The following is a 23,277-nucleotide window of genomic DNA, read 5'->3' as shown; positions in this document are numbered from 1 at the left end:
CCGGCTGACCGCCCGTGCCTGTGGTCGCACTCATCGGTCGACACCTCCCATGACCGGGTCGATCGAGGCCACGGCCGAGATGACGTCGGCGATCATGCCGCCTTCGCACGTAGCGGGCATGGCCTGCAGGTTCGTGAAGGAAGGGTCGCGGAAGTGTACGCGGTAGGGGCGGGTGCCGCCATCGCTGACCACGTGGGCGCCGAGCTCGCCGCGGGGCGACTCGACAGAGGCGAAGGCCTGTCCCGCCGGGACCCGGAAGCCCTCGGTCACGAGCTTGAAGTGGTGGATCAGCGCTTCCATCGAACCGCTCATGATGTGCGCGATGTGGTCGGGCGAGTTGCCCAGGCCGTCGGGGCCGAGCGCGAGCTGCGCGGGCCAGCCGATCTTCTTGTCGTCCACCATCACGCGGCCGTTCTTGAGCGGACCCGACAGACGGTCGAGGGCCTGCTCGATGAGCTTGAGCGACTCCTCCATCTCGTCCATCCGGACGAGATACCGGCCGTAGACGTCGGCGCTCTTCTGGGTCGGGACGTCGAACTCGTAGGTCTCGTAGCCGCAGTAGGGCTGCGACTTGCGCAGGTCCCACGGCAGGCCCGCGGCCCGCAGCATCGGCCCGGTGACACCCAGCGACATGCAGCCGGTGAGGTCGAGGTAGGCGACGTCCTTGGTGCGGGCCAGGTAGACCGGGTTCGCGTCGAGCATCTTGCGCATGTCCCTGATGCGCTTCGGCATGACCTTGAGCAGCTCGCCGACCTTGTCCACGGCACCGGCCGGCAGGTCGACGGCCACGCCGCCCGGCCGGATGTAGGCCATGTTCATGCGCAGGCCGGTGATGTACTCCATCACGTCGAGCACCATCTCGCGCTCGCGGGTGCCGAAGAGGAACGGCGTGGTCGCGCCCAGCTCCATGCCGAAGGTGCCGATGGCCACCATGTGCGAGGAGATGCGGGTGAGCTCCATCATCATCACGCGGATGGCCTGGGCCCGGTCGGGGATCCGGTCGGTGATGCCGAGCAGCTTCTCGACGCCCATGCAGTAGACGGTCTCGTTGAAGATCGGCGCGAGGTAGTCCATCCGGGTGACGAACGTGGTCCCCTGGGTCCACGTACGGAACTCGGTGTTCTTCTCGATGCCGGTGTGCAGGTAGCCGATGACCGTGCGGGCCTCGGTGACCGTCTCGCCGTCCAGGTTCAGGATCAGGCGGAGCACTCCGTGCGTGGACGGGTGCTGCGGGCCCATGTTGATGACGAGCTGCTCGTCCTGCTGGCCGGTCAGGGTCTCGAGAAGCTCCGCCCAGTCATTGCCGGAGACGGTGTAGACCTTGCCCTCGGTGGCCTCCTCATAGGGAGCACTCATTTGTAAGACCTCCTCTGGTCCGGCGCCGGGATCTCCGCGCCCCGGTATTCGACCGGGATGCCGCCGAGCGGATAGTCCTTGCGCTGGGGATGGCCGTCCCAGTCGTCGGGCATCATGATGCGGGTCAGCGCCGGGTGGCCGTCGAAGATGATCCCGAAGAAGTCCCAGGTCTCCCGCTCGTGCCAGTCGTGGGTCGGATAGACCGAGACCGTGGAGGGGATGTGCCTGTCGTCGTCGGGGCAGGACACCTCGACGCGCAGACGCCGGTTGTGCGTGATCGAGCACAGGTGGATCACCGCGTGCAGCTCCTCACCGACGAGGTGGGGGTAGTGCACGCCGGAGACGCCGAGCGAGAGCTCGAAGCGGAGGGCGGGATCGTCGCGCAGGATCTGGGCGACGTCCAGCAGGCGCTCACGCTTCACGTGGAAGGTCAGCTCGTCCCGGTCCACGACCACGCGCTCGACGGCGTCGAAGAGGTCTCCGCCGAGTGCGCGTTCCAGCTCGTCGGCGATGGTGTCGAAGTAGCCGCCGTAGGGGCGGGGGCTCGACAGCTCGGGCCTTCGCCGTACGACCAGACCGCCGTAACCGGAGGTGTCACCGGTGCCCGAGGTGCCGAACATGCCCAGGTGGGCGATCGGCTCCTCCGGGATCTCTGGGAGGTTGTCAGTACTCATATCGCTCGCTTACCGCTCCTCGTTCGCTGCGCGGGCCTCGCGGGCCGCCATACCGGAGGCACGCCCAGGGGACGCGGTCTTCACCACGCCGGGTTCGCTGTTCATTTGGCGGTCCCCTGGTCGATCAGCGGCAGCGTCCGCAGCGCCTGCAGCTCGAGCTCGTCGATCTGCTTGACGCGGTGCGCACCGAACTTCGTGTTCTGGATCTTGTCGTGTAGCTTCACGATCGCGTCGATGAGCATCTCGGGCCGCGGCGGGCAGCCGGGCAGGTAGATGTCGACGGGGACGACGTGGTCCACGCCCTGCACGATGGCGTAGTTGTTGAACATGCCGCCGCTGGACGCGCAGACGCCCATCGCGATGACCCACTTGGGCTCGGCCATCTGGTCGTAGATCTGGCGCAGCACCGGGGCCATCTTCTGCGACAGCCGGCCCGCCACGATCATCAGGTCGGCCTGGCGCGGAGACGCCGAAGCGCGCTCCATGCCGAAGCGCGCCAGGTCATGCTTGGGACCGCCCGTGGACATCAGCTCGATGGCGCAACAGGCGAGACCGAACGTCGCCGGCCATACGGAGTTCTTACGCGCCCAGCCGGCAAGCTGCTCGACCGTGCTGAGCATGAACCCGCTCGGAAGTTTCTCTTCAAGACCCATATCTAGTCCCAGTCCAGACCCTTGCGGCGCCACACGTACGCGTAGGCCACGAGCACGGTGACGATGAACAGCACCATCTCGATCAACCCGAAGATTCCGAGCTGGTCGAAAGCGACCGCCCACGGGTAGAGAAAGATGATCTCGATGTCGAACACGATGAAGAGCATCGCGGTGATCATGTATTTCAGGGGGAATCGGCCACCGCCCACAGGCTGGGGCGTCGGCTCGATACCGCATTCGTAGGCATCGAGCTTCGCGCGGTTCCAGCGCTTGGGACCGGTGAAGGGCGCGATCGTCACTGAGAAGATCGCAAATCCCGCCGCGAGCACGGCGAGTACGAGGATGGGTGCATACAACTCCATCGCTACGCCTCCTCTCCCATCTCCACGCGCGCCGGCGCGCAGCTCTGCATGTTGGTGTATTTCGCAAGTCTAGGCACGGCGATCATCGCCCTTGATTCCAGGCTCGGAGCGTTTGCTGAGGTCATGCCGACGGCGCAACCTTCGACAGCGCGTTGATGATGCGGTCCGACGCATCGCCCCGCCGATCGGTGAGGTTAGCAAGGAGCTTGAGTGCGAACCGCATCAGGTGGGGATGGGGCAGTGCGTGACGTGTTGCGAAGTTCATCACGCCAGGGTGCCCGATCAGCTCCACAAAGCCCCTGCCGAGGGTGAAGTAGCCGCCGTAGGCGTCCTTCAGCATCGCCGGATAAGCCCGCAGCACTCGCTCCCGCTGGGCGGGGGTCGGTCTGGCCAGCGCCTGGACGATGGCCTCGGCTGCGATGTGGCCGGTCTCCATCGCGTAGGCGATGCCCTCCCCGTTGAACGGGTTGATCATTCCCCCCGCGTCGCCCACCAGCACCAGGCCCCGCGTGTAGTGCGGCTGGCGGTTGAAGGCCATCGGCAGCGCCGCGCCCCTGATGGGGGAGGTCATGTTCTCCTCGACGTACCCCCACTCGGGGGGCATGCCCTTCACCCAGCGCTTGAGCAGGTCGCGGTAGTCCATGCCCTTGAACGCCTCGTTGGTGTTCAGCAGCCCCAGGCCCACGTTGGACGTGCCGTCGCCGACGCCGAAGATCCAGCCGTAGCCGGGCAGCAGGGTGTCTTCGTCCCACAGCTCCAGCCAGGTCTCCAGATAGTCGTCGTCGTGGCGCGGACTCGTGAAATACGTCCGTACGGCGACGCCCATCGGGCGGTCCTCGCGCTTGTGCAGCCCCATCGCCAGGGAGATCCGGGTGGAGTTGCCGTCCGCGGCGACCACCAGGCGAGATCTGTAGGAGACCTCTTCGCCGTCCTTCTTGGCGGTGACGCCGACGATGTGACCGCTGCGGTCGAGGATCGGGGCCGTGACGTTGACGCCCTGGAGCATGCGGACACCCGCGCGCACCGCGTTGTTCGCCAGAATTTCGTCGAAGTCCTGACGGGTGCGGACCAGTCCGAAGTCCGGGTAGCTGGAGAGCTCGGGCCAGTCAAGCTCGAAGCGCATCCCACCGCCGACGACCCGCAGGCCCTTGTTCCTGACCCAGCCGGGAGCGTCGATGTCGATCCCCATGCCGATGAGCTGCTTGACCGCTCGGGGCGTCAGCCCGTCACCGCAGACCTTCTCACGGGGAAATGTGGTCTTCTCGAGCAACAGGACGTTGAGTCCGGCCTGTGCGAGGTGAAAAGCGGTTGTCGAACCGGCGGGCCCGGCGCCGACGACGATTACGTCGGCGTCAGCCTCAGCGACGTTCCGCTGTGTGGCGGCTGGCACGGTCACGGGACTTGTCCTGTCCTACATGCTTTGAGGGCCTCGGAGTAAGGGGCCTTTCGTCCTTTGTGAAGGTCTTCACAAACTTGTCGGGCCGAAGTCTAACGCCTTTGCAGGGCAAAGTGTCAGGCGGGTACTGCTATCGCCTGCGAATCTTCTATGCGGGCTTATATGCGCGGTGAAGCGCCACGATCCCCAGGGCGAGGTTGCGCCAGGCGACCCGCTCCCAGCCGGCCCTTTGAATGATCTTCGCCAGGCCTGCCTGATCCGGCCACGCCCTGATCGACTCCGCCAGATACTCGTAGGAGTCATCGTTGGAACCGACCAGCTTCGCGACTTGCGGCATCAACTTCATAAGATACTCCGTGTAGACCAGGTCGAAGGACTTGATCACCGGGTGGGAGAACTCAAGGATCACCAGCCGCGCCCCCGGCTTGGCCACGCGGAGCATCTCGCGCAGCGCGTGCTCGGTGTCCTGGACGTTCCGCAGCGCCGTGGAGATGGTCACCGCGTCGAAGACCTCGTCGGCGAAGGGCAGCCTGAGCGCGTCGCCCGCGATGAAGCTGACGCCCCGCACCCCGCCGCCCGAGATGCCCGAGCCGCCTCGCCGCTTCACCCCGGTGCGCAGCATGCCGAGGGAGAAGTCCGAGGCGATCGCGCGGGCGCCGAGCGCGGTGAACGTGTCGGTGGAGGTGCCGGTGCCCGCGCCCAGGTCGAGGACCAGCTCACCGGGACCCGCGTCGACGGCCGCCGCGGTCGCCTTGCGCCACAGGCGGACCTGGCCCAAGGAGATAACGTCGTTGACCAGGTCATATCGCCGGGCCGTGCGATCGAACATCGCGGCGACCTCATGCGGTTGCTTGTCCAAAGAAGCGCGCGTCATGCCGACAAGCCTAGGCCTGACCACACAGTCCACGGAAAGTAGTCATTCGATTACCGAGAGTCTGCTAGGACTTGTCGAATGTTTGCCAGAACCGCTTCCGTGCTGGCCGCGGCCATACTTCTGATCCCTCCCGGGATCGCCGCCGCCGGCACCATCAAGCACAGCAGCGTCGTCTCGGCCGATCCGGTGAACACCACCCCCCACGTGCTCGACGGGATCGTCAACGCCATCGCGCTGGCAGGGAACACGGTGATCATCGGCGGCTCGTTCGGCGAGGTGCGCGACGCCGGGAGCACGACGATCCTCGAACGCGACAACATCTTCGCCTACGACCTGACCACCGGCCGGATCCTGCCCGGTTTCACGCCCTACCTCGACCGTCCGGTGCAGGCGCTGGCCGCGGGCGCGGGCGGCACCGTTTACGTGGGCGGCTCTTTCACGGCGATCGACGACGCGCAGGCCCCGGGTCTGGCCCGGCTCCGGCTGTCCGACGGTTCGCGGGTGCCCGGCTTCGGCCCGCAGATCTACGGAGGTACGGTCACCAGCCTGGCCGGGCGCGGCAGCCACCTCTACGTGGGCGGCGACTTCACCCGGGCCGGCCGCCTCTCCCGTACGGCTCTCGCCCGGCTGGACGCCGTCACCGGCGCCGTGGACCCGAGTTTCGCGATCAGGCCCGGCTCTCCCCGGGGCAGCCGTACCAAGGTCCACGCGATGTCCCTCACCACGGACCGGCTGGCGGTCGACGGCGACTTCACCACCCTCGACGGACTGTCCCGGCCACAGCTCGGGCTGATCGACGTGACCGTCTCCCCCGCGAAGGTCGACGGCTGGCGGACCGACGCCTACGCGGGCAAATGCAAGGACGACTTCCCCAGCTACGTGCGGGGCCTGGACTTCGCCCCCGACGGCAGCTACTTCGTGGTCGTCACGACCGGTGGCCCCCTGGCCGCCCCGAAGATGTGCGACACCACCGCGCGCTTCGAGACCCGCTCAGGCGGCGAGGTGGACCCGACGTGGGTGAACCACACCGGAGGGGATTCCCTCTACGCGGTGGCCGCGACCGGGGCGGCCGTCTATGTGGGCGGTCACCAACGCTGGCTGAACAATCCTCGCGGCAGAGATTCGGCGGGGCCCGGGGCCGTGGAACGGCCGGGAATCGGAGCGATCAACCCTCGCACCGGCAAGGCCCTCGCGTGGAATCCGACAAGGGAGCGCGGAATCGGTGTCAAGGCATTTCTGGCGCATCGGGGCGGATTACTCGTTGGTAGCGACACAACCCAGCTTGGTCACGAGTACCATGCCCGAGTCGGCATGTTTCCGTTGCCGATCACTCCCGATTCTTAGTGATTCGCTCGCTCACAGCGTCCCTCTGCTTGGAGAGCAGGACGTAACTGGCCACTCCGCTGACCAGGAACGCGGCGACCAACAAGATTAGGGGCTGGTGCAGGCCGAGGATATAGAGCACCCCCAGGCTCACGGCCAGTAGACCGACCCGGGACGCGGTGTATACGAAGACGGGATGCACACGTCAAGGCTACGTCACCCTGCTCGCTCAAGCACAGTTACGAGGGTGCGGCGGGCACTCTTCGCATCCGGCGCGAGCGCTGCTACTGTGCCCAAGAGACCAGTTTTGTAAAGAAACACCCACGAGAGTCTCAAAGAGGCTCTATCATATAACAATCGGGCAGTCAGTCGATAACAACCCGTGATCTTTGTTGAAAACCACGGATAAATCAGGCTTCGCTCGGCACACTGGTTACCTGTCCGCCCGCTGGCAGGAAGCGGGATGCGAGGGGGAGAGATTGTGGAGAGTAGCAGCGAGCGTCTGCTGACGCCCGGAGAGGTTGCCGCCCTCTTTCGGGTCGACCCAAAAACGGTTACACGCTGGGCCGCGGCAGGCCGCATCAGCAGCATCCGTACCCCCGGAGGGCATCGGCGTTTCCGTGAGTCGGAAGTGCACGCCCTTCTGCGCGGAGAGGACGTCTTGACGGCCGAACGGCCGGCAGGCGAGTCCCCGCGCGTTTGACGACTTATGCCGTCACACCTCGGTGATCCTGCGCGCCTTACCCGGAAGCCGCAGGGTCACCGTGGAGTCGTGATCGCCACGCTCCGCGTCGCGATGGTGACCTCCCCCGTCACCCATCCGCATGTCTCCCACCGGAGCATCCCGGATCACCGCCCCACCCGGACCTGAGAGTCCACGAGCACGCTCCCTCCGCCGACCCGAGAGTCCGCGAGGCACCCCCCATCCGGCCATCCGGCCTGAGGTCCGCGTGCGTCCCCCGCCGACCCGAGGTCCGCGCCCCCCATCGGCCTGAGACCTGGACCAGACGGAAATCCGGACGGATCCCCAAGGTCCGCGCCCGCGCCGGTCTGAGAGCATCTGAGCACCCTCACGGCTCCACGTCGGCTCTAGCTGTCCTGCTCCGCCTTGAAGGCCAGGAACTCCCGCTCCAACTCGTCGTTCTCCTCCAGCCAGCGCCGGCGGCGCTCGGCCGATTCCTCCTCCGTGAGCGACTCGGGTAGCCAGCGGTCGTAGTCGGGATCCCCCGGGGAGATCTCCACGTACGCGTTGCCGATCAGACGCCCGTCATCGCTGGACAGGCTCTGTGGCACCCGCAGAGTCCCGTCAGCGAGCCGGATGACGTACATCCCAGATCACCTAGATTCCGTAGCGCCGGTTGAAGAACAACATGACGTTGAGCGCCATCCGCGTGTCGCCGCCCAGCATGTCCACCAGGGCCGGGCGTTGCCGGGAGACGATGGCGGCGAAGGCGTCGGCGAAGAACTCCTTGCGGCCCAGGTCACCCGGTTGCAGATGGAATCCCGAGGCCAGCACGGGGACGCACTGGGCATAGAGCGCGGCGAACTCCGGGGAGTCCGAGACCCAGTCTCCGTGGGGCGCGTCCACGTCGTCGAGGGCATGTCCGACCTCGTGCATCATGACGTCGGGAGTGGGTGAGGGCCGGTCTCCCACCACGATCTTGCGGTCGCCGTACGCTCCGGCGCAGATGTCCCAGGTCGCCCGCCCCGAGGGCAGAGGCGCGCCGCGCAGATACCCCATGTCGTCCAGGTCGGGCACCCCTCCGATGCCGACGTAGATGCCCTTGAGACCGTCGGCCAGCTTGGCCTTCAGCCCGTCCGGCAGCCTGGCGAGGCTCTCCACGGCCCGCACGACCTCGGGGGGCGGCAACTCCTGCCTGGAGTCCCACTGGCGGTGCAGGATGTGCTCGAGGGGGCCGCAATGGCGCAGGCCGTCGCCGAGGTAGGGGGTGTCCGGGGCGTTGGGCTGGGCCCTGGGCCGCTCGTCCTCCAGCTCGAAGTCCTGCCAGGTGTATTGCGGGCGGTCGACCACCGGCGCCGTGACCGTCCCCATGCGCCGCTCGGGCTCGCGGGGAACCTCACGCGGCGCCTCTCTCACGGCGCTCTCCGCACGCTGGGACGGCCCTCGCTGCCACCACCGTCGTCGATGGCGGCCCTTGTCGCCCGAACCCGAATGTGCCATCACACCTCCCGCGGAAGCGGTAATGAGTTCTACGGTACGACCTGGATCTTCGTCAGTCATCAGGAACGGAAGGCTGGACCGCACCCTGGCTCACAATGGCTTACAGTTCGGGCATGCCCCTGCTTGTCGGCCTGGCGCTAATCGCCTTCTGGCTTTACTGCTTGTTCGACGTCATCACCACGCCGGACGAGGAGTCAAGGAACCTTCCCAAACTCCTCTGGGTAATCATCGTGGTGCTGTTGATACCGGTCGGTGGCCTGTTCTGGCTGCTGCTCGGCCGTCCGACCGGACCCCAGGCGCCTCGCTCGCTCTTCTCCGACGACCAGCAACCCCAGCGTCCCGAGGCCCCGAAGGGCCCCGACGACGACCCCGACTTCCTCAAGGACCTCGAACGACGGCTGCGCGACGAGGACTAGCGACCCGGCACGCGACCCCGCCGGGCGAACCGGTCCCGGCGGGAACCGGTCAGCCGGCGACGCCGTCCGGCCGATGTTCGAAGAAGACCGCCGGGAAACCCCCATGAAGGCAGCCGCCGGGAAACCTCCGTGCAGAAACCGCTTCCGTACGGAGCCCCGTTCCCAGAGGCCCGTTCCCCTCGTTCCCGAAGGTCCGTTCCGTACGGAAGTCACCTACCCGGAGGCCCGTTCCGTACGGAAAACCCGTGGAGAGGTCCGTCAGGGAACCTCGGCGTAGGAGTGCAGCCCTCCGAGGAAGATGTTCACGCCGACGAGGTTGAACAGCAGGCAGCCGAAGGCGATGAGCTGCACGATCATGGCAGCCTTGCCCTTCCAGCCCGCGGTGGCCCGGGCGTGCAGGTAGGCGGCGTAGGCGATCCAGGTGATGAACGCCCAGATCTCCTTGGGGTCCCAGCCCCAGTAGCGGCCCCACGCCTTGTCCGCCCAGAGCGCGCCGGCGATGACGGCGAAGGTCCAGATCGGGAAGCCGATCACGATGGCCCGATGTGCGACCCGCTCCAGGTCCTGCCGGGACGGCAGACGGACCGCGGTGTCCTTCCTGACCATGAAGAGGATGCCGGAGACGCCCGCCACGATGAACAGGCCGCTGGCGATGATCGCCGCCGTCACGTGGATCGCGACCCAGTACGAGTTCAGGGCGGGCACCACGGGCCCCGCCTGCACATGCAGGTACAGGACGGCGAAGCCGAGCCCGAGAGCGGCGGCGACCGTGACGAACGCGCCCAGGAAGCGGACCCGGTAGCGGAGGTGCATGAACAGGAACGCGCTCACCGCCGTGAAGCACATCGCGACCACGAACTCGTACATGTTGCCCCACGGCCACCGGTCCACGGCCAGGCCGCGGGTCAGGATGGACGCGAGGTTCCCGGCCCAGCCGAGCCAGGTCAGCCCGACCGCGATCGGACCCGCCCACACCGTCCAGGCGGGAGGCGTCTTCTCCGCACGGTCCCCGCCCTCGCCGGAGGCGGAGGCCGGGACGGACGAGGCAGACGATCCGGACGAGACCGCGCCGCCGACCGTGGCGAGCACGGGTTCGGACGTGGATGGGGATTCGGCCTGCGTCTGGGTCTGGCCGAAGGCCAGATTCAGGGCATAACCAATCATTGCGAAGATGTAGAGCAGCACCGTCGCCAAGATGAGCTGATCGCTCAGCGTGGCGAGGCCGGCATCGACCTCAGCGGGCATCCTTCACTCCTGGGTTCAAAGCGGAGACGATCTCGGCGAACTCGTCGCTGAAATCGCCACCTTCGGTACGCGTGAGACCGCCCACCTCGACGTGACGGAGGCCGTCTTCGTGATGATTCTTCGCGGACGGCCCGGACTCGCTCCGTCCCTCCGCCTCTTCCTGTTCTTGCGCTCCCGGTCCCCGTCCGGTCGCCCGGGTGACGTCCTGGATCCGCACCCATATCCTGCGGCGGCGGACGGTCAGGGTCAGCACGAGGCCGCCGACGATCAGGATCGCGGCCAGGAACGCGGGCGTGCGTCCCGGGTCGTGGGTGATCTGCAGGGCGATCCACTCCTTGACCCCGGTGAACTCGATCGAGCCCATGCCGTTCGGCAGGACGAGACTTTTGCCCACGGCCAGTGGATCGGCCTTCATGACCAGCGGCTTCATCTTCTTGAGAATCGCCGGTTCGATCTCGTAGACCGACTGCGGCCGGCCGTTCTTCAGGCCCAGGTCACCGGCGAACGAGCCGTACACCTGGGCGAGCGGATTGGCGGCGCCGGGGAAGACCGACACCCATTCCTTGCCCATCGGGACGGCGGTCGGCAGGAAGGCGACCAGGAAGCCGAGCTGTTCCGGCTGGGCGTCCGGGACCTTGATCACGCATTCGGAGGCGAAGGTGGACGGCTGGGCGACCAGGCAGGGCACCGGCCCGTCGAAGGCGACCTGGCCCTTGCCGTCGGTGACCTTGAAGGTGGGCGCGTAGCCGTGGTCGATCAGGTAGCTCAGCGTGCCGTTGACGTTCAGCGGCTCGTTGACCTTGAGGGAGTAGTCGTGCTCGGGCGCTCCCGGGGCGTCGGTGACCTTGAGCTTGGCCGCGAAGTCCAGGGGTTGCCCGCTCCGCTCGCCCGTCGCGACGTAGGTGGCCTGGAAGTCCTGAAGGGTGAAGGAGAACGGTTCCAGCGACTCGGCGTTCACCCGCTGGCCGGGCATGTAGCGGTCGTAGGCCGCGACCGTGTTGGCGAATCCCTCGCCCTCCACGATCAGCACGTTGCCCCGGTAGCCGTACAGCGATCCCACCCCGACCGCGAGCAGCAGGCCGAGCAGGGCGATGTGGAACACCAGGTTGCCGGTCTCGCGCAGGAAGCCCTTCTCCGCCGCGACCCAGTCGGGCCCCGTGGTCACCCGGAACCGCTTCGCGCGCAACCGCGCCGCCGCCTCCTCGATGGTCAGGGCGCCTTCGAACGAGGCGTGGTGCGGCAGCCGGGTCAGGTTGCGCGGCGCCGCCGGCGGCTTCTTGCGCACCTCGCGCAGGTGGACCATGGTGCGCGGGACCAGGCAGCCGATCAGCGACAGGAACAGCAGCAGGTAGATCGCGGCGAACCACGGCGCCCTGACCGCGTCGAACAGCCAGAACCTGTCCAGCCATTCGGCGAGCCGGGGGCTGTCGGTGAAATACTGCGCGACCTTCGCGTCGGAGATGCCGCGCTGCGGCCAGAGCGACCCGGGAATCGAGGCCAGGGCGAACAGGAACAGCAGGATCAGCGCGGTCCTCATCGAGGTGAGCGTCCGCCAGAACCAGCGGGCCCAGCCCACGACGCCCAGCCCCGCGGGCCGTACCTCGCGCTTCTTCTCGGCGGGAGTGTCCTCCACCGCCGTGCCGGTCGCGGTGGCCGGACCGGTCGCCTGCTCGGGATTGGCTTCGCTCACCGCTCGCTCTTTCGCCGTCGGCTCGACGTGCTCCATCAGATCACCGGCTCAAATCCGCCGATCCACACCTGCATCGTCGCGACGAGCTCCTCCCAGAGCCCGGTGACGAGCAGCAGGCCGACGGCGACCAGCATGAGGCCGCCTGCCCGTGTGATCAGCTGCGAGTGCTTGCGCACCGCTTTGAACGTCTCCAGCGCCTTGCGGTAGGCCAGTCCGGCCGCCACGAACGGCAGGCCGAGGCCGAGCGCGTAGGCGAAGGCGAGCAGCGCGCCGCGCCCGGCGCTGCCCTCGGTCATTCCGAGGGTGAGCACGACCCCGAGAGTGGGGCCGATGCAGGGGGTCCAGCCGAGGCCGAAGACCAGGCCGAGCAGCGGCGCCCCGGCGAGACCCGCGGCCGGAAGCCGGTGGATGCGGAAGTCGCGCTGCAGGCCGGGAATGACCCCCATGAAGGCCAGACCCAGCACGATCGTGAGCGCGCCGAGCACCCGCTTGATGATGTCGGCGTTGTCGAACAGCGCCGCGCCGAGCCCGCCGAAGAGTGCTCCGCCCACCACGAACACCGCGGCGAAGCCCAGGACGAACAGCACGATGCCCGCGACCATGCGCCCCCGCTTGGGGTCGGCGCTCATTCCGGTCACGTACGACAGGTAGCCGGGGACCAGCGGCAGCACGCACGGGGACAGGAACGACACCAGACCCGCCGCGACCGCGATCGGCAGTGCCAGCGCGAGCGATCCGCCCGCCACCAGGCCGGCCAGATCAACGCTCATCGGAGGCCCACCGCCGCCTCGGGCTACTTCTCATCGCCGACCTTGGCGACCGCGTCGAAGAGGTCGTTGTATTTGACCGCGCCGAGAGCCCTCGCCGCGATCCGCCCCTGGCGGTCGATGATCAGCGTGGAGGGGATGGCCGCGGGAGGAACCGTGCCCTGGAAGGAGAGCGCGACCTTGCCCGGCTGGTCGAAGATGCTCGGGTAGCCGGTCCCCTGGCTGCGCTCGAAGGCGAGTGCCTCGGCCTTGCGGTCCTTGAAGTCGACGCCGAGAAACTCAACGCCGTCGGCCTTGGTCTTGGCCGCGATGTCCTTGAGCACCGGAGCCTCGGCCCGGCAGGGCGCGCACCACGACGCCCAGAAGTTCAGCACCACGACCTTGCCCTTGTGGGCGGCGAGTGTCGCGGCGTCTCCCGTCAGGGTCTGCCCCTCGACGGCAGGGGCGACCTTGCGGTCGGCTGCCTCGAACAGGGTGATCTTGCCGTCACCGGCGACGAAACGAGTGTCCCCGGTCTGCGGCTGTGATCCCTGGTTGCCGGCACATCCGGTCACGGCGAGGAGCAGCGCAGCCGCAGCGGCGGCGGCAGCGGAGTTTGCGCGCATCAGAGGCCAGAATCTCCCTGTACTACAACCGGTAGAGCATTCACTCTATCGGCGGGGTCACGCGCCCGGGACAGTGGGGCGCTTGACGAGCGCGGCTGCGGGTTCGCTGTATCCCACGCTGATCAGCCGGTCTCCTTCGAAGGAGAAACTGGTGAGGCTGGCGAGGCCGCACTGCCTCCGGCGGGGGTCGTGAGGGAGCCGCCTGCCCTCGGCCGCGAGCCGGATGACCCAGATCGGGAGCTGGTGGCTGACCAGGATCGCCTCGTGCCCGCGCGCCGCTTCACGCGCGGTGTCGATCGCACCCCTCATCCGCTTGACGATGTCCGCGTACGGCTCTCCCCAGGAGGGGCGGAGCGGGTTCCACATGTGGCGGTAGTGGCGCGGGCTGCGAAAGAGCGCCTCACCCTTGCCGACCGGGACGCCCTCGAAGATGTTCAACGCCTCGATGAGCCTGTCGTCGATCGTGACGTCCAGCTGGAAGGTCGAGGCGAACGGGGCCGCTGTCTCCTGCGCCCGCTCAAGCGGGGAGCAGAACAGGGCGGTGACGTCGTGTCCGGCGACCGACTTGGCCACCGTTTCGGCCATCTGTCTGCCGTTCTCTGACAGGTGGTATCCGGGCAGTCTGCCGTACAGGACGTTAGCGGGGTTGTGCACCTCACCGTGACGCAGGAGGTGGACGACGGTGGTCTCAGCCATGGTGTCCGTCAGCCTACCCACAGGTAGAAGCGATGGCTCGTGCAGGTGTGCCACTCCGGCCCCTCCAGCCACTTCGCGCGGACGGACCGGGCTCGCGGGCGATCGCTCCCGCCGCTCCACCCCCTTTGGCCACCGGCGGCACGCGGGGTCACCAGGGAAGATCACCGACGACATCTGGAGCCGCCGGGTGACGATCTCAGCGGTCGACCTCGGCGGTCCGTCTCGGCAGTCGGCCTCAGTGGTTGATGCCGGCGGTCGATCTCAGCGGTCGACGGAGGCGATCCTCAGCGCGTCGACGGCCGCGCGGATCGCCGGGCGTCGGGCCGCGTCACTCCGCCAGAGCGCGTAGATCCTACGACTCGGGCGCGGCAGGATCGGGACGACCCTCGCTCCCGCGGGGACGAAGTCACGGCCCAGCCGGGGGATGATCGCGCATCCCTGCCCGGCCGCGACGAGGGCCATCTGGGTCGCGTATTCGTCCGCCATGCAGGTGATGACCGGTTCCAGCTCGACCGAGCGCAGCGTGTGGACCAGCCAGTCCCTGCAGACCGTGCCAGGTGTGGAGCTGACCCACCGCTCCGTGGACAGCTCGGCCAGCCCGATCTCGGACCGGCCCGCCAGCGGATGGGAGGCGGGCAGGACCACGTCGGCGATGTCGTCGAAAAGCGTCGCCCGGGACAATCCCTCGGGAATCGCCATCGGACGGTTCATCCAGTCCTGGATCACCGCGAGGTCGAGCTCGCCCCTGGCCACCTCGCGGATCAGCCGCTCGGGCTCCCGTTCGTAGAGCTGGAGGTGGAGGTCGGGGTGGCGCTCGCCGAGGTGCACCAGTGCGCCGGGCATCAGCCCCCTGGCCGCGGTGGGGAATGCTCCGATGCTCAGCCGCCCGACGACCTCCCCGCGCAACGCCTCGAAGTCGGCCTCCGCGGTCTCCACCAGCGCGAGGATGCGCTCGGCGTGGTCGGCGAGCAACCCGGCCGCGTCGGTCAGCCGCACGCCGCGCCCGTTGCGTTCCAGCAGCGTCGCGCCGATCTCCCGCTCCAGCTTGGCGAGCTGCTGTGAGACCGCGGACGGCGTCACCATGAGCGCGTCGGCCGCCGCGCCCACCGATCCGTAGACGGACACCGCGTGAAGCGCCTTGAGGCGGTTGAGATCCAACATGTAAGCGATTCTAAACGGAGAGAGCAAGAAAGTCTTGCTTGTGCTGAATTATCGGCACAAATGATGATGAAGGATGCGAATCCGGCATCTTTTCCTCGCCATCGGCCTCGCCGCCATCTGGGGTTTCAACTTCGTGGTCATGGAAGTGGGGCTCCGGCACTTCCCGCCCCTGTTCTACGTGGCGCTCCGGTTCGCCTTGGCCGCGTTCCCCGCGCTGCTGTTCGTCGGAGGTCCGGGCGTGCCCTGGAAGCGGGTGTTCGTCGCCGGGGCCACCCTCGGCGTCGGGCAGTACAGCCTGCTGCTCCTGGGCATGCGGGCGGGCATGCCCGCCGGACTGAGCTCGCTCGTCGTCCAGGTCCAGGCGGTCTTCACCGTGATCCTCGCGGTCGCCCTGCTCAAGGAGCGGATCACCGTCCGGCGGATCACCGGCATGGGGGTGGCGTTCGCCGGGCTGGCACTGATCGCCGCGGAGCTGGGCGGCGGCCCGATCGGAGCCTTCCTGCTGGTCGTCGGCTCGGCGCTCTGCTGGGGCGCGGGCAACATCGCGGTCAGGAAGGCCGCGCCTCCAAGCTCGCTCCGCTTCATGGTCTGGATGAGCGCGGTGGCCGCCGTACCCATGATGGGCCTGTCCCTGCTGGTCGAGGGGGTCCCCCGGCTGGAGTTCTCGGTGGAGGGCACCCTGTCGGTCCTCTATGTCGCACTGATCTCCACCCTCGGCGGCTTCGGTATCTGGGGCTTCCTCCTCCAGCGCTACGACGCCTCGATCGTCGCCCCCTACGCCCTGCTCGTCCCCATCTTCGGCATGTCCTCGGCCGCCCTCGTCCTCGGCGAGCCGATCTCCCCCGCCCAGCTCGCCGCCGGGGCGTTGATCCTCTCCGGCGTCCTGTACGCCGGCACCCGCCCCCGTCGCGCGATTCTCGCCGTCCAGGCTTCTCCTCTGCACACCAGCGACCAAGCAGGGAAGAACGAATCAAGGGCGACAGAGATGATCTGAATGAAGACGCCGAGTGACAGGGGTGTCGCTACGGTGATCGCTGTGAGTGACGCACTCGACCACCGGCCCGCTCCACCCCCGGGGGGATGGACCGCCGATGACCTCGACCACCTTCCGGCAGAGGGACCGAACGGCGAGCCCGACTTCTTCAAACACGTCGAACTGATCGACGGGGCACTTGTCTTCGCCGCTTCCCAGACCCGTTTCCACCAGCGGGTTCTCGCCGGTCTCGCGGTCGGCCTGAAAACCTGTGCTCCCGAGCACGTCGCCGCCGTGAACCGGATGGACGTCAAGCTCGGACACAGGATGCGCCCCTGCCCCGACGTGCTCGTCGTCGACAGGGTGGCCGCCGATGACGACGACCGCACCTTCTACGCTCCGGACGAAGTGCACCTCGTCGTGGAAGTGGTCTCACCCGGGTCCGAGGACCGCGATCGCAAGACCAAGCCGTCGCGCTACGCCGAGGCCGGCATCACCCACTTCTGGCGGGTGGAGAACAACGACGGCTCTCCCGTCGTCTACGTCTACGAACTCGACCCCGCCACCCACGTGTACGGCCTCACCGGCATCCACCACGAGCGGCTGACCGTCCCGGTCCCCTTTCCCATCGACATCGAGCTCGGCAACCTGCCCCATTAGCGAGGACAGATCACCGAGATCGTCGGCGTCGTGGGACCGGCTGCCCCGTCAGGAGGCCTGGGCGGCGGCCTTGGCGGCGAGGGGGAGGGCGTCGGCGATGCGGGACAGGGCGTCGTCGTCGTGGGCGGCGGACAGGAACCAGGCCTCGTAGGCCGACGGCGGCAGGTAGACGCCCTGGTCGAGCATCGAGTGGAAGAACGCCCTGTGGGCGGAGACGTTCTGCCTCTGGGCTCCGGCGAAGTCGGTGACCTGGTCCTCGGTGAAGAAGATGGAGAACAGGCTGCCCGCGCGCTGCAGGCGGTGCGGCACACCCGCGGCGGCCAGGGAGTCGGCGACGGCGCGGCCGATGATCAGGGCGGCGGCGTCGACCCGGTCGTAGACCCCCTCGTCGCAGGCGCGCAGGGTGGCGAGGCCGGCGGCGCAGGCCAGCGGGTTACCGGAGAGGGTTCCCGCCTGGTAGACCGGCCCCTCGGGGGCGAGATGGGCCATGACGTCGGCGCGCCCGCCGAACGCGGCGGCGGGCAGGCCACCGCCCATGACCTTGCCGAAGGTCATCAGGTCGGCGTCGACCGGGTCCAGCCCGTACCAGCCGGACTCCGACACCCGGAAACCGGTGAGCACCTCGTCGACGATCAGCAGGGCTCCGTGCGCGGTGCAGAGCTCGCGCAGCTTGGCGTTGAAACCGTCCAGCGGCGGGACGACGCCCATGTTGGCGGGGCACGCCTCGGTGATCACGCATGCGATCTCGGAACCGAAGGTCTGGAACGCCTCGGTCACCGCCTCGATCGAGTTGTAGGGCAGCACCAGGGTGTCGGCGGCGGAGGCGCCGGTCACACCGGGGGTGTCGGGCAGGCCGAAGGTGACCACCCCGGATCCGGCCGCGGCGAGCAGGGCGTCCACGTGGCCGTGGTAGCAGCCCGCGAACTTAACGATCTTGGATCGGCCGGTGAAGCCGCGTGCCAGCCGTACCGCGGACATGGTGGCCTCGGTGCCCGAGCTGACCAGGCGCACCTTCTCCACCGGGTCCACCAGGGCGACGATCTCCTCCGCGAGCTCGACCTCGCCGGGCGTCGCCGTACCGAACGAGGTGCCGTCTCTCAACGCCTCCTCCAGCGCCTCGATCACGGCAGGGTGCCGGTGCCCGAGGATCATGGGGCCCCAGGAGCAGACCAGGTCCACGTAACGGTTGCCGTCCACATCGGTGATGTAGGGCCCCTGTCCCGAGACCATGAAGCGAGGCGTGCCGCCGACGGCGCCGAAGGCCCGGACCGGAGAGTTGACACCTCCCGGAACGATCTCACGCGCGCGGGCGAACAGGTCCTCGGAGTTCTTAGTACGGCTCACGCCCCCCAGCGTAGTCACGAGGGCGGCCCACCCATTCCACGGGCGAGTGCGGCAAGGCAGCCGTCACCCGGAGGAAAGACCCAGTCCTTCGTCCGTTCACCTTCGTACCGGCCGGGACGCTCACCGCCGCAAGAGCGCTCACCGCCACGTATGTTCACCTTCGTACAGGCCGGGACGCTCACCACCGCGAGGACGCTCACCGCCACGTAACAGGCCCGCTCTACGGAACGCTCACCGCCACATGGCAGGCCCGCTCTACGGGGAAGCTCAATGCCACGCGATCGGACGGCGCCTACTCGCAGGTGTCGGCGAGCCAGTCGAGGACGCGGAGCGGATCCGGCAGCGGGCGGCCGTCCGGGGGGCGCAGCCATGAGCCGGGCCGGCCGGTCGGCAGGATCGAGGGCGGCGCGAGGACGTAACTGTCGCGGCAGTGCCAGCGCAGGCCGGGCATCTCCTCGATGGTCGAGGGGCCGAAGTCGAGGGCGCAGGACCACCACTCGTCCTCGTCCTCGGAGGCGTTGCGGGTGGCCACGTAGAAAAGGATCCGGTCGCCGCCGTCGGCGACCGGACCTGATACGGCTCCGGCGGAGTCCATGTTCGCGAGGGCGGTGCGTCCCGCGGCGAGCGGTACGTCGAAGACATCGAAGACCCGGCCCGTGGGGAGAATCACATTCGCCTCGGGCTCGCGCTGCCACCAGTGGGTGAGCTGGGTGGGGTCGGTGGTGGCCTGCATCTGCCAGGCCCGCGAGAGCGGGTGCGCGCCCGGGTCGGGACAGCCGATGCGGTCGCACGAGCAGGAGCGGGAACCGCCCCGCAGCGGCCGTGCGCCGGGACAGCTCGCCCAGCCCAGCGCGGCATACTCCAGAACAGAATTGATCATCTGCTTTGGATGAGCATGCCGTCTACTTCGACGAACCAGCGGTACCCCCACCATTGTGTCCTCCGTCATCCGCGCATCCCGCGTGCACCCGGGTGCGAAGACATATCCACATGCTGGTTAATAAGGGACGTCAAACGCCCAGGGTTCACGTCACCTGGGACACATCCGCACCGGTTCTCGCACTCTAACGCACGGACCACATAAGCAGACGGTAAACCCCCTGTTCTCAGCATGTGCCGCACATCTCACCTCAGTTTTCGCGCCACCTCCGTCGCCCAGTAGGTGAGGATCATGTCCGCCCCGGCACGTCGGATGGCAATCAGTGACTCCATGATCACTCGATCCCGGTCGACCCAGCCGTTCGCCGCCGCGGCCTCGACCATCGCGTACTCCCCGCTGACCTGGTAGGCGGCCACCGGCACGTCCACGAGGTCGCGCACCTGGCGCAGGATGTCGAGATAGGCCAGCGCGGGCTTGACCATCACGGCGTCGGCGCCCTCGTCGAGGTCCAGCCGGACCTCGCGCAGCGCCTCTCCGACCGGCCCCGCCCCGTCCTGCTGGTAGGCGTTGCGGTCGCCGAACTGGGGCGCGCACTCGGCGGCCTCGCGGAAGGGGCCGTAGAACGCCGAGGCGTATTTGACGGAGTAGGCGAGGATCGGGATCTGCTCGAAGCCGTCGCCGTCCAAGGCCGCACGGATCGCGGCGACCTGGCCGTCCATCATGCCGCTGGGCGCGATGACCTGCGATCCCGCTCGGGCCTGAGCCACCGCGGCGGCCGCGTAGCGCTCCAGGGTGGCGTCGTTGTCGACCTCGCCGCCGGGCGTCAGGATGCCGCAGTGCCCGTGGTCGGTGAACTCGTCCAGGCAGGTGTCGGTCATCACGACCAGCGTGTCACCCACGTCGGCGACGAGGTCGGCGACGGCCTGCTGGACGATCCCGTTCGGATCGTCGGCCGCCGACCCGCGACCGTCCTTCACCGCGGGGATGCCGAACAGGATCAGCCCGCCGACCCCCGCCTCGGCCGCCTCGTGGGCGGCCTTGCGCAGCGAGTCGCGGGTGTGCTGGAACACCCCGGGCATCGAGCCGATCGGGTTCGGCTCGCTGATGCCCTCCTTCACGAACATGGGCAGCACCAGATCCGCCGGGTGCAGCCGGGTGCCGGCGACCATCCGGCGCATCGATGCCGTACGGCGAAGCCTGCGGGGCCTTACGACAGGGAACTGTGCGGTCATGGTGTCTCCCCCTTCCCCCGGCCGGTAGGGGACTGCGGGCCGGAGGACCTCGGTGTCTGTTCCGGTGCGCCGCTTCCGAGGCGGCCACCGTTCGACGCGACGCGTCGTCCAACGTTGCTCCACCGCTCGACGCGGCGAGCCGTCCAACGTGCTCCACCGCTCGACGCGGCGAGCCCTCCAATGTGCCTAACCGTTCAGTTCGAACCGTCCATCGTGGTGCACCGTCCGGCGCGACGAGCCGTCGAACGTGACTCGCCGCCCACGGCGGCTCGCGACGTCGTGGACGCCTCGTCCGCCGTCACCGCTCTCGGCCGACCATCACACCAAGGTTACTTGGCGCGGCGCCGGGCTCCCCGCCGGGTCTGCGAGGGCCTGCGGGGAAGATCCCCGGCCGTGACCGCGGCCTGGCGCTGCTTCGCACCATACTCGGCCAGCGCGGCGGCGAGAGCGGAAGCCGATGGTTTGTCGGACATCACGTCGACGCGGAGCCCGAACTCCTCGGCCGTCTTGGCGGTCTGCGGGCCGATCACGGCGATGACCGTGACGTTGTGCGGCTTGCCCGCGATGCCCACCAGGTTGCGGACGGTGCTCGACGAGGTGAACAGCACCGCGTCGAATCCGCCGCCCTTGATGGCCTCACGGGTCGGGGCGGGCGGCGGCGCGGCGCGGACGGTCCGGTAGGCGGTCACGTCGTCGCACTCCCAGCCGAGCTCGGTCAGCCCGGCGACCAGCGTCTCGGTCGCGATGTCTGCGCGCGGCAGCAGCACCCGGTTGATCGGGTCGAGCATCGAGTCGTACGGGGGCCACTCGGCCAGCAGGCCCTCCGACGACTGCTCGCCCGACGGCGTCAGGTCGGGCTTCACACCGAACTGCACCAGCGCCTGCGCGGTGCTCTCGCCCACGGCGGCGACCTTGAGCCCGGCGAACGCGCGGGCGTCCAGGCCGTACTCCTCGAACTTCTCGCGCACGGCCTTCACCGCGTTCGCGCTGGTGAACGCCACCCACTCGTAGCGTCCCGTGACCAGGCCTTTGATCGCCCTGTCCATCTGCTGCGGGGTGCGCGGCGGCTCGACGGAGATCGTGGGGACCTCCTCGGGCACCGCGCCGTAGGACCGCAACTGCTCGACCAGGCTGGCCGACTGCTCCTTGGTCCTGGGCACGAGCACCCGCCAGCCGAACAGCGGCTTGGTCTCGAACCACGAGAGCCTGTCGCGCATGGCGACGGCCTCGCCGACGACGATCAGTGCCGGCTCCGTCATCCCTGCGTGTTTGAGGTCGGGCCCCACCCTGCCGAGGGTCGTCACCACGGTGTACTGCTCGGTGGTGGTGCCCGCGCTGCTGATCGCGACGGGCGTCGAGTCGGGACGGCCCGCGGCGATCAGCGCCTTGCCGATCACGACGGCCTCGGAGATGCCGTTGTAGATGACCAGGGTGCCCTCACCGGCGGCGTAGGCGGACCAGTCGTCGATCTGGGTCGCGTCCACGACCCGGAACTCCGGCACCGACACCGCCGCGGGAATACCGGCGTAGGTGAGCACCGCCGTCGCCGGGGTCACTCCGGGCACGACCTCGAAGTCCACCTCCGCCTTGGCGCAGGCCGCGACCTCCTCGGTGATCGAGGAGAAGAACATCGGGTCACCCGGGCACAGCCGTACGACGCCGCTGCCGGCCTTGGCCGCCGCGACGATCTTCGGCGAGACCGTACCCTCCTCCGCGGCATCGATGATCTCGACGTTCTCACGGCAGTGACGCAGCAGCGAGCCGTACGCCTCCTGGTCGAGGATGACGACGTCCGCCCTGGAGAGCAGGTCTGCGCCACGTAAAGTGAGCAGACCCTCGTCACCGGGACCCGCGCCCACGAAGGCGACAAACCCGGCCGGGCGCTCGAAAGTGGTACTTCCGGAGCTCAATGTGCTCGCTCCCCTATCAACGTGCCAGCCCCTTCGGCGATCATCTCGGCCGCGAGGTCGCGGCCCAGATCCATGGGCGCCGAACAGGTCCCGGCGGTGGACTTGCGCACCGCACGCTTGCCGTCGACGGCGACGACAGCGGCGGTCAGAATCAATTCTTGCCCGTGATCGGCCGAGTACGCACCCACCGGAGCCGCGCACCCCGCTTCCAGGGCGTTGAGCACCGCGCGCTCGGCGGTCACCGCGGCGCGGGTCCTGGCGTCGTCGAGCACGCTCAGAATGTCGATGAGGTCGGCCCTGTCGGACCTGCACTCCACGGCCAGCGCGCCCTGCCCGGGGGCGGGGAGCATCTCCTCCACCTCGAAAATCTGGGAGATCTCGGCCTCGCGGCCCAGCCGTCCGAGCCCGGCGGCCGCCAGCACGACACCCTGCAGCTCACCGGAGGTGACCTTGCCGATCCGGGTGTCGGCGTTACCGCGGATGGGGACGTATTCCAGGTCGGGGCGGAGCACGCGGAGCTGGGCGACCCTGCGCGGGGAGCCCGTGCCGACCTTCGCGCCGGACGGCAGATCGGCCAGCTTCGCCGTACTGATCAGGGCGTCCCTGGGGTCGTCGCGCGGCGGGATCGCCGCGATGACCACGCGCGGGTCCTGCGTGGTGGGCAGGTCCTTCAGCGAGTGGACCGCGAAGTCGATCTCGCCCTCGATCAGCTTGTCGCGCAGCGCGCTGACGAAGACGCCCGTCCCGCCGAGTTGCGTGAGGTCCGCCTTGGTCACATCGCCGAAGGTGGTGACGCCGACGAGCTCGACGGCCCGGCCGGTCAGCTCGGTGAGGCGGGCGGCGACCAGACCCGACTGGGTCCTCGCCATCAGGCTCCG

Annotated in this window: 25 protein-coding genes; 5 read left to right on the top strand and 20 right to left on the bottom strand. The window is 68.4% G+C overall.

Annotated elements, in window-relative coordinates; translation table 11 throughout:
- Positions 1-30: 30 nt before the first annotated feature.
- From DKM19_RS00735 to DKM19_RS00710, 6 genes are all read right to left on the bottom strand, one after another.
- Positions 31-1,356 (bottom strand): NADH-quinone oxidoreductase subunit D, encoded by a 1,326-nt coding sequence (locus DKM19_RS00735; protein ID WP_110694024.1) that lies wholly within the window; start codon positions 1,354-1,356, stop codon positions 31-33.
- The gene (locus DKM19_RS00730) at positions 1,353-2,030 is read right to left on the bottom strand and encodes an NADH-quinone oxidoreductase subunit C (RefSeq protein WP_110694023.1); all 678 of its coding nucleotides are present in this window, start codon (positions 2,028-2,030) and stop codon (positions 1,353-1,355) included. Before DKM19_RS00730 ends, DKM19_RS00735 begins: the two co-directional genes overlap by 4 nt.
- Positions 2,031-2,131: 101 nt before the next feature.
- Positions 2,132-2,683 carry an NADH-quinone oxidoreductase subunit B family protein gene (locus tag DKM19_RS00725; protein ID WP_089208900.1) on the bottom strand — a complete coding sequence of 184 codons (552 nt, stop codon included), beginning with the start codon at positions 2,681-2,683 and terminating at the stop codon, positions 2,132-2,134.
- A 2-nt stretch (positions 2,684-2,685) separates the two neighbouring features.
- The gene (locus tag DKM19_RS00720) at positions 2,686-3,045 is read right to left on the bottom strand and encodes an NADH-quinone oxidoreductase subunit A (RefSeq protein ID WP_089208901.1); all 360 of its coding nucleotides are present in this window, start codon (positions 3,043-3,045) and stop codon (positions 2,686-2,688) included.
- Positions 3,046-3,166: 121 nt separating this feature from the next.
- Complete coding sequence (locus tag DKM19_RS00715; RefSeq protein ID WP_089208902.1) at positions 3,167-4,441, bottom strand: geranylgeranyl reductase family protein; 1,275 nt, start codon at positions 4,439-4,441, stop codon at positions 3,167-3,169.
- Positions 4,442-4,589: 148 nt separating this feature from the next.
- On the bottom strand, positions 4,590-5,315 hold the full coding sequence (locus tag DKM19_RS00710; protein WP_110694022.1) for a demethylmenaquinone methyltransferase: 726 nt from the start codon (positions 5,313-5,315) through the stop codon (positions 4,590-4,592).
- A 78-nt stretch (positions 5,316-5,393) separates the two neighbouring features.
- Here DKM19_RS00710 and DKM19_RS00705 point away from each other — a divergent pair, with 78 nt between their 5' ends.
- Positions 5,394-6,659, top strand: coding sequence for a delta-60 repeat domain-containing protein (locus DKM19_RS00705; RefSeq protein ID WP_110694021.1), 1,266 nt, complete (start codon positions 5,394-5,396; stop codon positions 6,657-6,659).
- On the opposite strand, the gene DKM19_RS00700 is transcribed toward DKM19_RS00705, so the two are convergent.
- Positions 6,643-6,780 carry a DUF4229 domain-containing protein gene (locus tag DKM19_RS00700; protein WP_239514562.1) on the bottom strand — a complete coding sequence of 46 codons (138 nt, stop codon included), beginning with the start codon at positions 6,778-6,780 and terminating at the stop codon, positions 6,643-6,645. The two genes, DKM19_RS00705 and DKM19_RS00700, sit on opposite strands and share 17 nt — an antisense overlap.
- A gap of 321 nt (positions 6,781-7,101) precedes the next feature.
- On the opposite strand from DKM19_RS00700, the gene DKM19_RS00695 reads away from it, so the two are divergent.
- Positions 7,102-7,341 carry a BldC family transcriptional regulator gene (locus DKM19_RS00695; RefSeq protein WP_012887349.1) on the top strand — a complete coding sequence of 80 codons (240 nt, stop codon included), beginning with the start codon at positions 7,102-7,104 and terminating at the stop codon, positions 7,339-7,341.
- Positions 7,342-7,727: 386 nt separating this feature from the next.
- Here the strand turns inward: DKM19_RS00695 and DKM19_RS00690 are convergent, their stop codons facing one another.
- Both DKM19_RS00690 and DKM19_RS00685 read right to left on the bottom strand, forming a co-directional pair.
- Positions 7,728-7,967: a hypothetical protein gene (locus DKM19_RS00690; RefSeq protein ID WP_089208906.1), complete on the bottom strand. Its 240-nt coding sequence runs from the start codon at positions 7,965-7,967 to the stop codon at positions 7,728-7,730.
- A 10-nt stretch (positions 7,968-7,977) separates the two neighbouring features.
- Positions 7,978-8,736: a hypothetical protein gene (locus DKM19_RS00685; RefSeq protein ID WP_239514021.1), complete on the bottom strand. Its 759-nt coding sequence runs from the start codon at positions 8,734-8,736 to the stop codon at positions 7,978-7,980.
- Between the two features lie 197 nt (positions 8,737-8,933).
- On the opposite strand from DKM19_RS00685, the gene DKM19_RS00680 reads away from it, so the two are divergent.
- Entirely contained in the window at positions 8,934-9,236 is a 303-nt protein-coding gene (locus DKM19_RS00680) for a PLD nuclease N-terminal domain-containing protein (RefSeq protein WP_239514020.1), read from the top strand.
- Positions 9,237-9,494: 258 nt separating this feature from the next.
- Here DKM19_RS00680 and ccsA read toward each other — a convergent pair whose 3' ends face one another.
- The 6 genes from ccsA to DKM19_RS00650 all read right to left on the bottom strand — a co-directional run bounded on the left by ccsA (position 9,495) and on the right by DKM19_RS00650 (position 15,400).
- Positions 9,495-10,481, bottom strand: a complete 987-nt coding sequence (gene ccsA, locus DKM19_RS00675; RefSeq protein WP_110694019.1) for a cytochrome c biogenesis protein CcsA — start codon at positions 10,479-10,481, stop codon at positions 9,495-9,497.
- The gene (locus tag DKM19_RS00670; protein WP_239514019.1) at positions 10,471-12,171 is read right to left on the bottom strand and encodes a cytochrome c biogenesis protein ResB; all 1,701 of its coding nucleotides are present in this window, start codon (positions 12,169-12,171) and stop codon (positions 10,471-10,473) included. Before DKM19_RS00670 ends, ccsA begins: the two co-directional genes overlap by 11 nt.
- A 35-nt stretch (positions 12,172-12,206) precedes the next feature.
- Complete coding sequence (locus tag DKM19_RS00665; protein ID WP_089208911.1) at positions 12,207-12,941, bottom strand: cytochrome c biogenesis CcdA family protein; 735 nt, start codon at positions 12,939-12,941, stop codon at positions 12,207-12,209.
- A gap of 23 nt (positions 12,942-12,964) precedes the next feature.
- Positions 12,965-13,543, bottom strand: coding sequence for a TlpA disulfide reductase family protein (locus DKM19_RS00660; protein ID WP_110694017.1), 579 nt, complete (start codon positions 13,541-13,543; stop codon positions 12,965-12,967).
- Between the two features lie 57 nt (positions 13,544-13,600).
- Positions 13,601-14,239 (bottom strand): histidine phosphatase family protein, encoded by a 639-nt coding sequence (locus DKM19_RS00655; protein ID WP_110705397.1) that lies wholly within the window; start codon positions 14,237-14,239, stop codon positions 13,601-13,603.
- Positions 14,240-14,500: 261 nt separating this feature from the next.
- Positions 14,501-15,400, bottom strand: a complete 900-nt coding sequence (locus tag DKM19_RS00650) for a LysR family transcriptional regulator (RefSeq protein ID WP_110694016.1) — start codon at positions 15,398-15,400, stop codon at positions 14,501-14,503.
- Between the two features lie 73 nt (positions 15,401-15,473).
- Here DKM19_RS00650 and DKM19_RS00645 point away from each other — a divergent pair, with 73 nt between their 5' ends.
- Together DKM19_RS00645 and DKM19_RS00640 are read left to right on the top strand one after the other, a co-directional pair.
- Positions 15,474-16,394, top strand: a complete 921-nt coding sequence (locus tag DKM19_RS00645) for an EamA family transporter (protein WP_110694015.1) — start codon at positions 15,474-15,476, stop codon at positions 16,392-16,394.
- A gap of 42 nt (positions 16,395-16,436) precedes the next feature.
- A complete protein-coding gene (locus DKM19_RS00640; RefSeq protein ID WP_239514018.1) occupies positions 16,437-17,033 on the top strand; it encodes a Uma2 family endonuclease in 597 nt (198 codons plus the stop codon).
- Positions 17,034-17,081: 48 nt separating this feature from the next.
- Here DKM19_RS00640 and hemL read toward each other — a convergent pair whose 3' ends face one another.
- From hemL to hemC, 5 genes are all read right to left on the bottom strand, one after another.
- Complete coding sequence (hemL, locus tag DKM19_RS00635) at positions 17,082-18,377, bottom strand: glutamate-1-semialdehyde 2,1-aminomutase (RefSeq protein ID WP_110694013.1); 1,296 nt, start codon at positions 18,375-18,377, stop codon at positions 17,082-17,084.
- A 292-nt stretch (positions 18,378-18,669) separates the two neighbouring features.
- Positions 18,670-19,311, bottom strand: a complete 642-nt coding sequence (locus tag DKM19_RS00630) for a bifunctional DNA primase/polymerase (protein ID WP_089208916.1) — start codon at positions 19,309-19,311, stop codon at positions 18,670-18,672.
- A 191-nt stretch (positions 19,312-19,502) separates the two neighbouring features.
- Complete coding sequence (hemB, locus tag DKM19_RS00625; protein ID WP_110694012.1) at positions 19,503-20,489, bottom strand: porphobilinogen synthase; 987 nt, start codon at positions 20,487-20,489, stop codon at positions 19,503-19,505.
- Between the two features lie 329 nt (positions 20,490-20,818).
- Positions 20,819-22,399, bottom strand: a complete 1,581-nt coding sequence (locus DKM19_RS00620; protein WP_110694011.1) for a uroporphyrinogen-III synthase — start codon at positions 22,397-22,399, stop codon at positions 20,819-20,821.
- On the bottom strand, positions 22,396-23,268 hold the full coding sequence (gene hemC, locus DKM19_RS00615) for a hydroxymethylbilane synthase (protein WP_239514017.1): 873 nt from the start codon (positions 23,266-23,268) through the stop codon (positions 22,396-22,398). Before hemC ends, DKM19_RS00620 begins: the two co-directional genes overlap by 4 nt.
- Positions 23,269-23,277: the final 9 nt, after the last annotated feature.

Source organism: Streptosporangium sp. 'caverna' (assembly GCF_003203775.1).
In the GTDB taxonomy this organism is placed as follows: Bacteria; Actinomycetota; Actinomycetes; order Streptosporangiales; family Streptosporangiaceae; genus Streptosporangium; species Streptosporangium subroseum.
The sequence above is the reverse complement of the archived record's forward strand: the minus strand, read 5'-3'. Positions and strand labels throughout refer to the sequence as shown.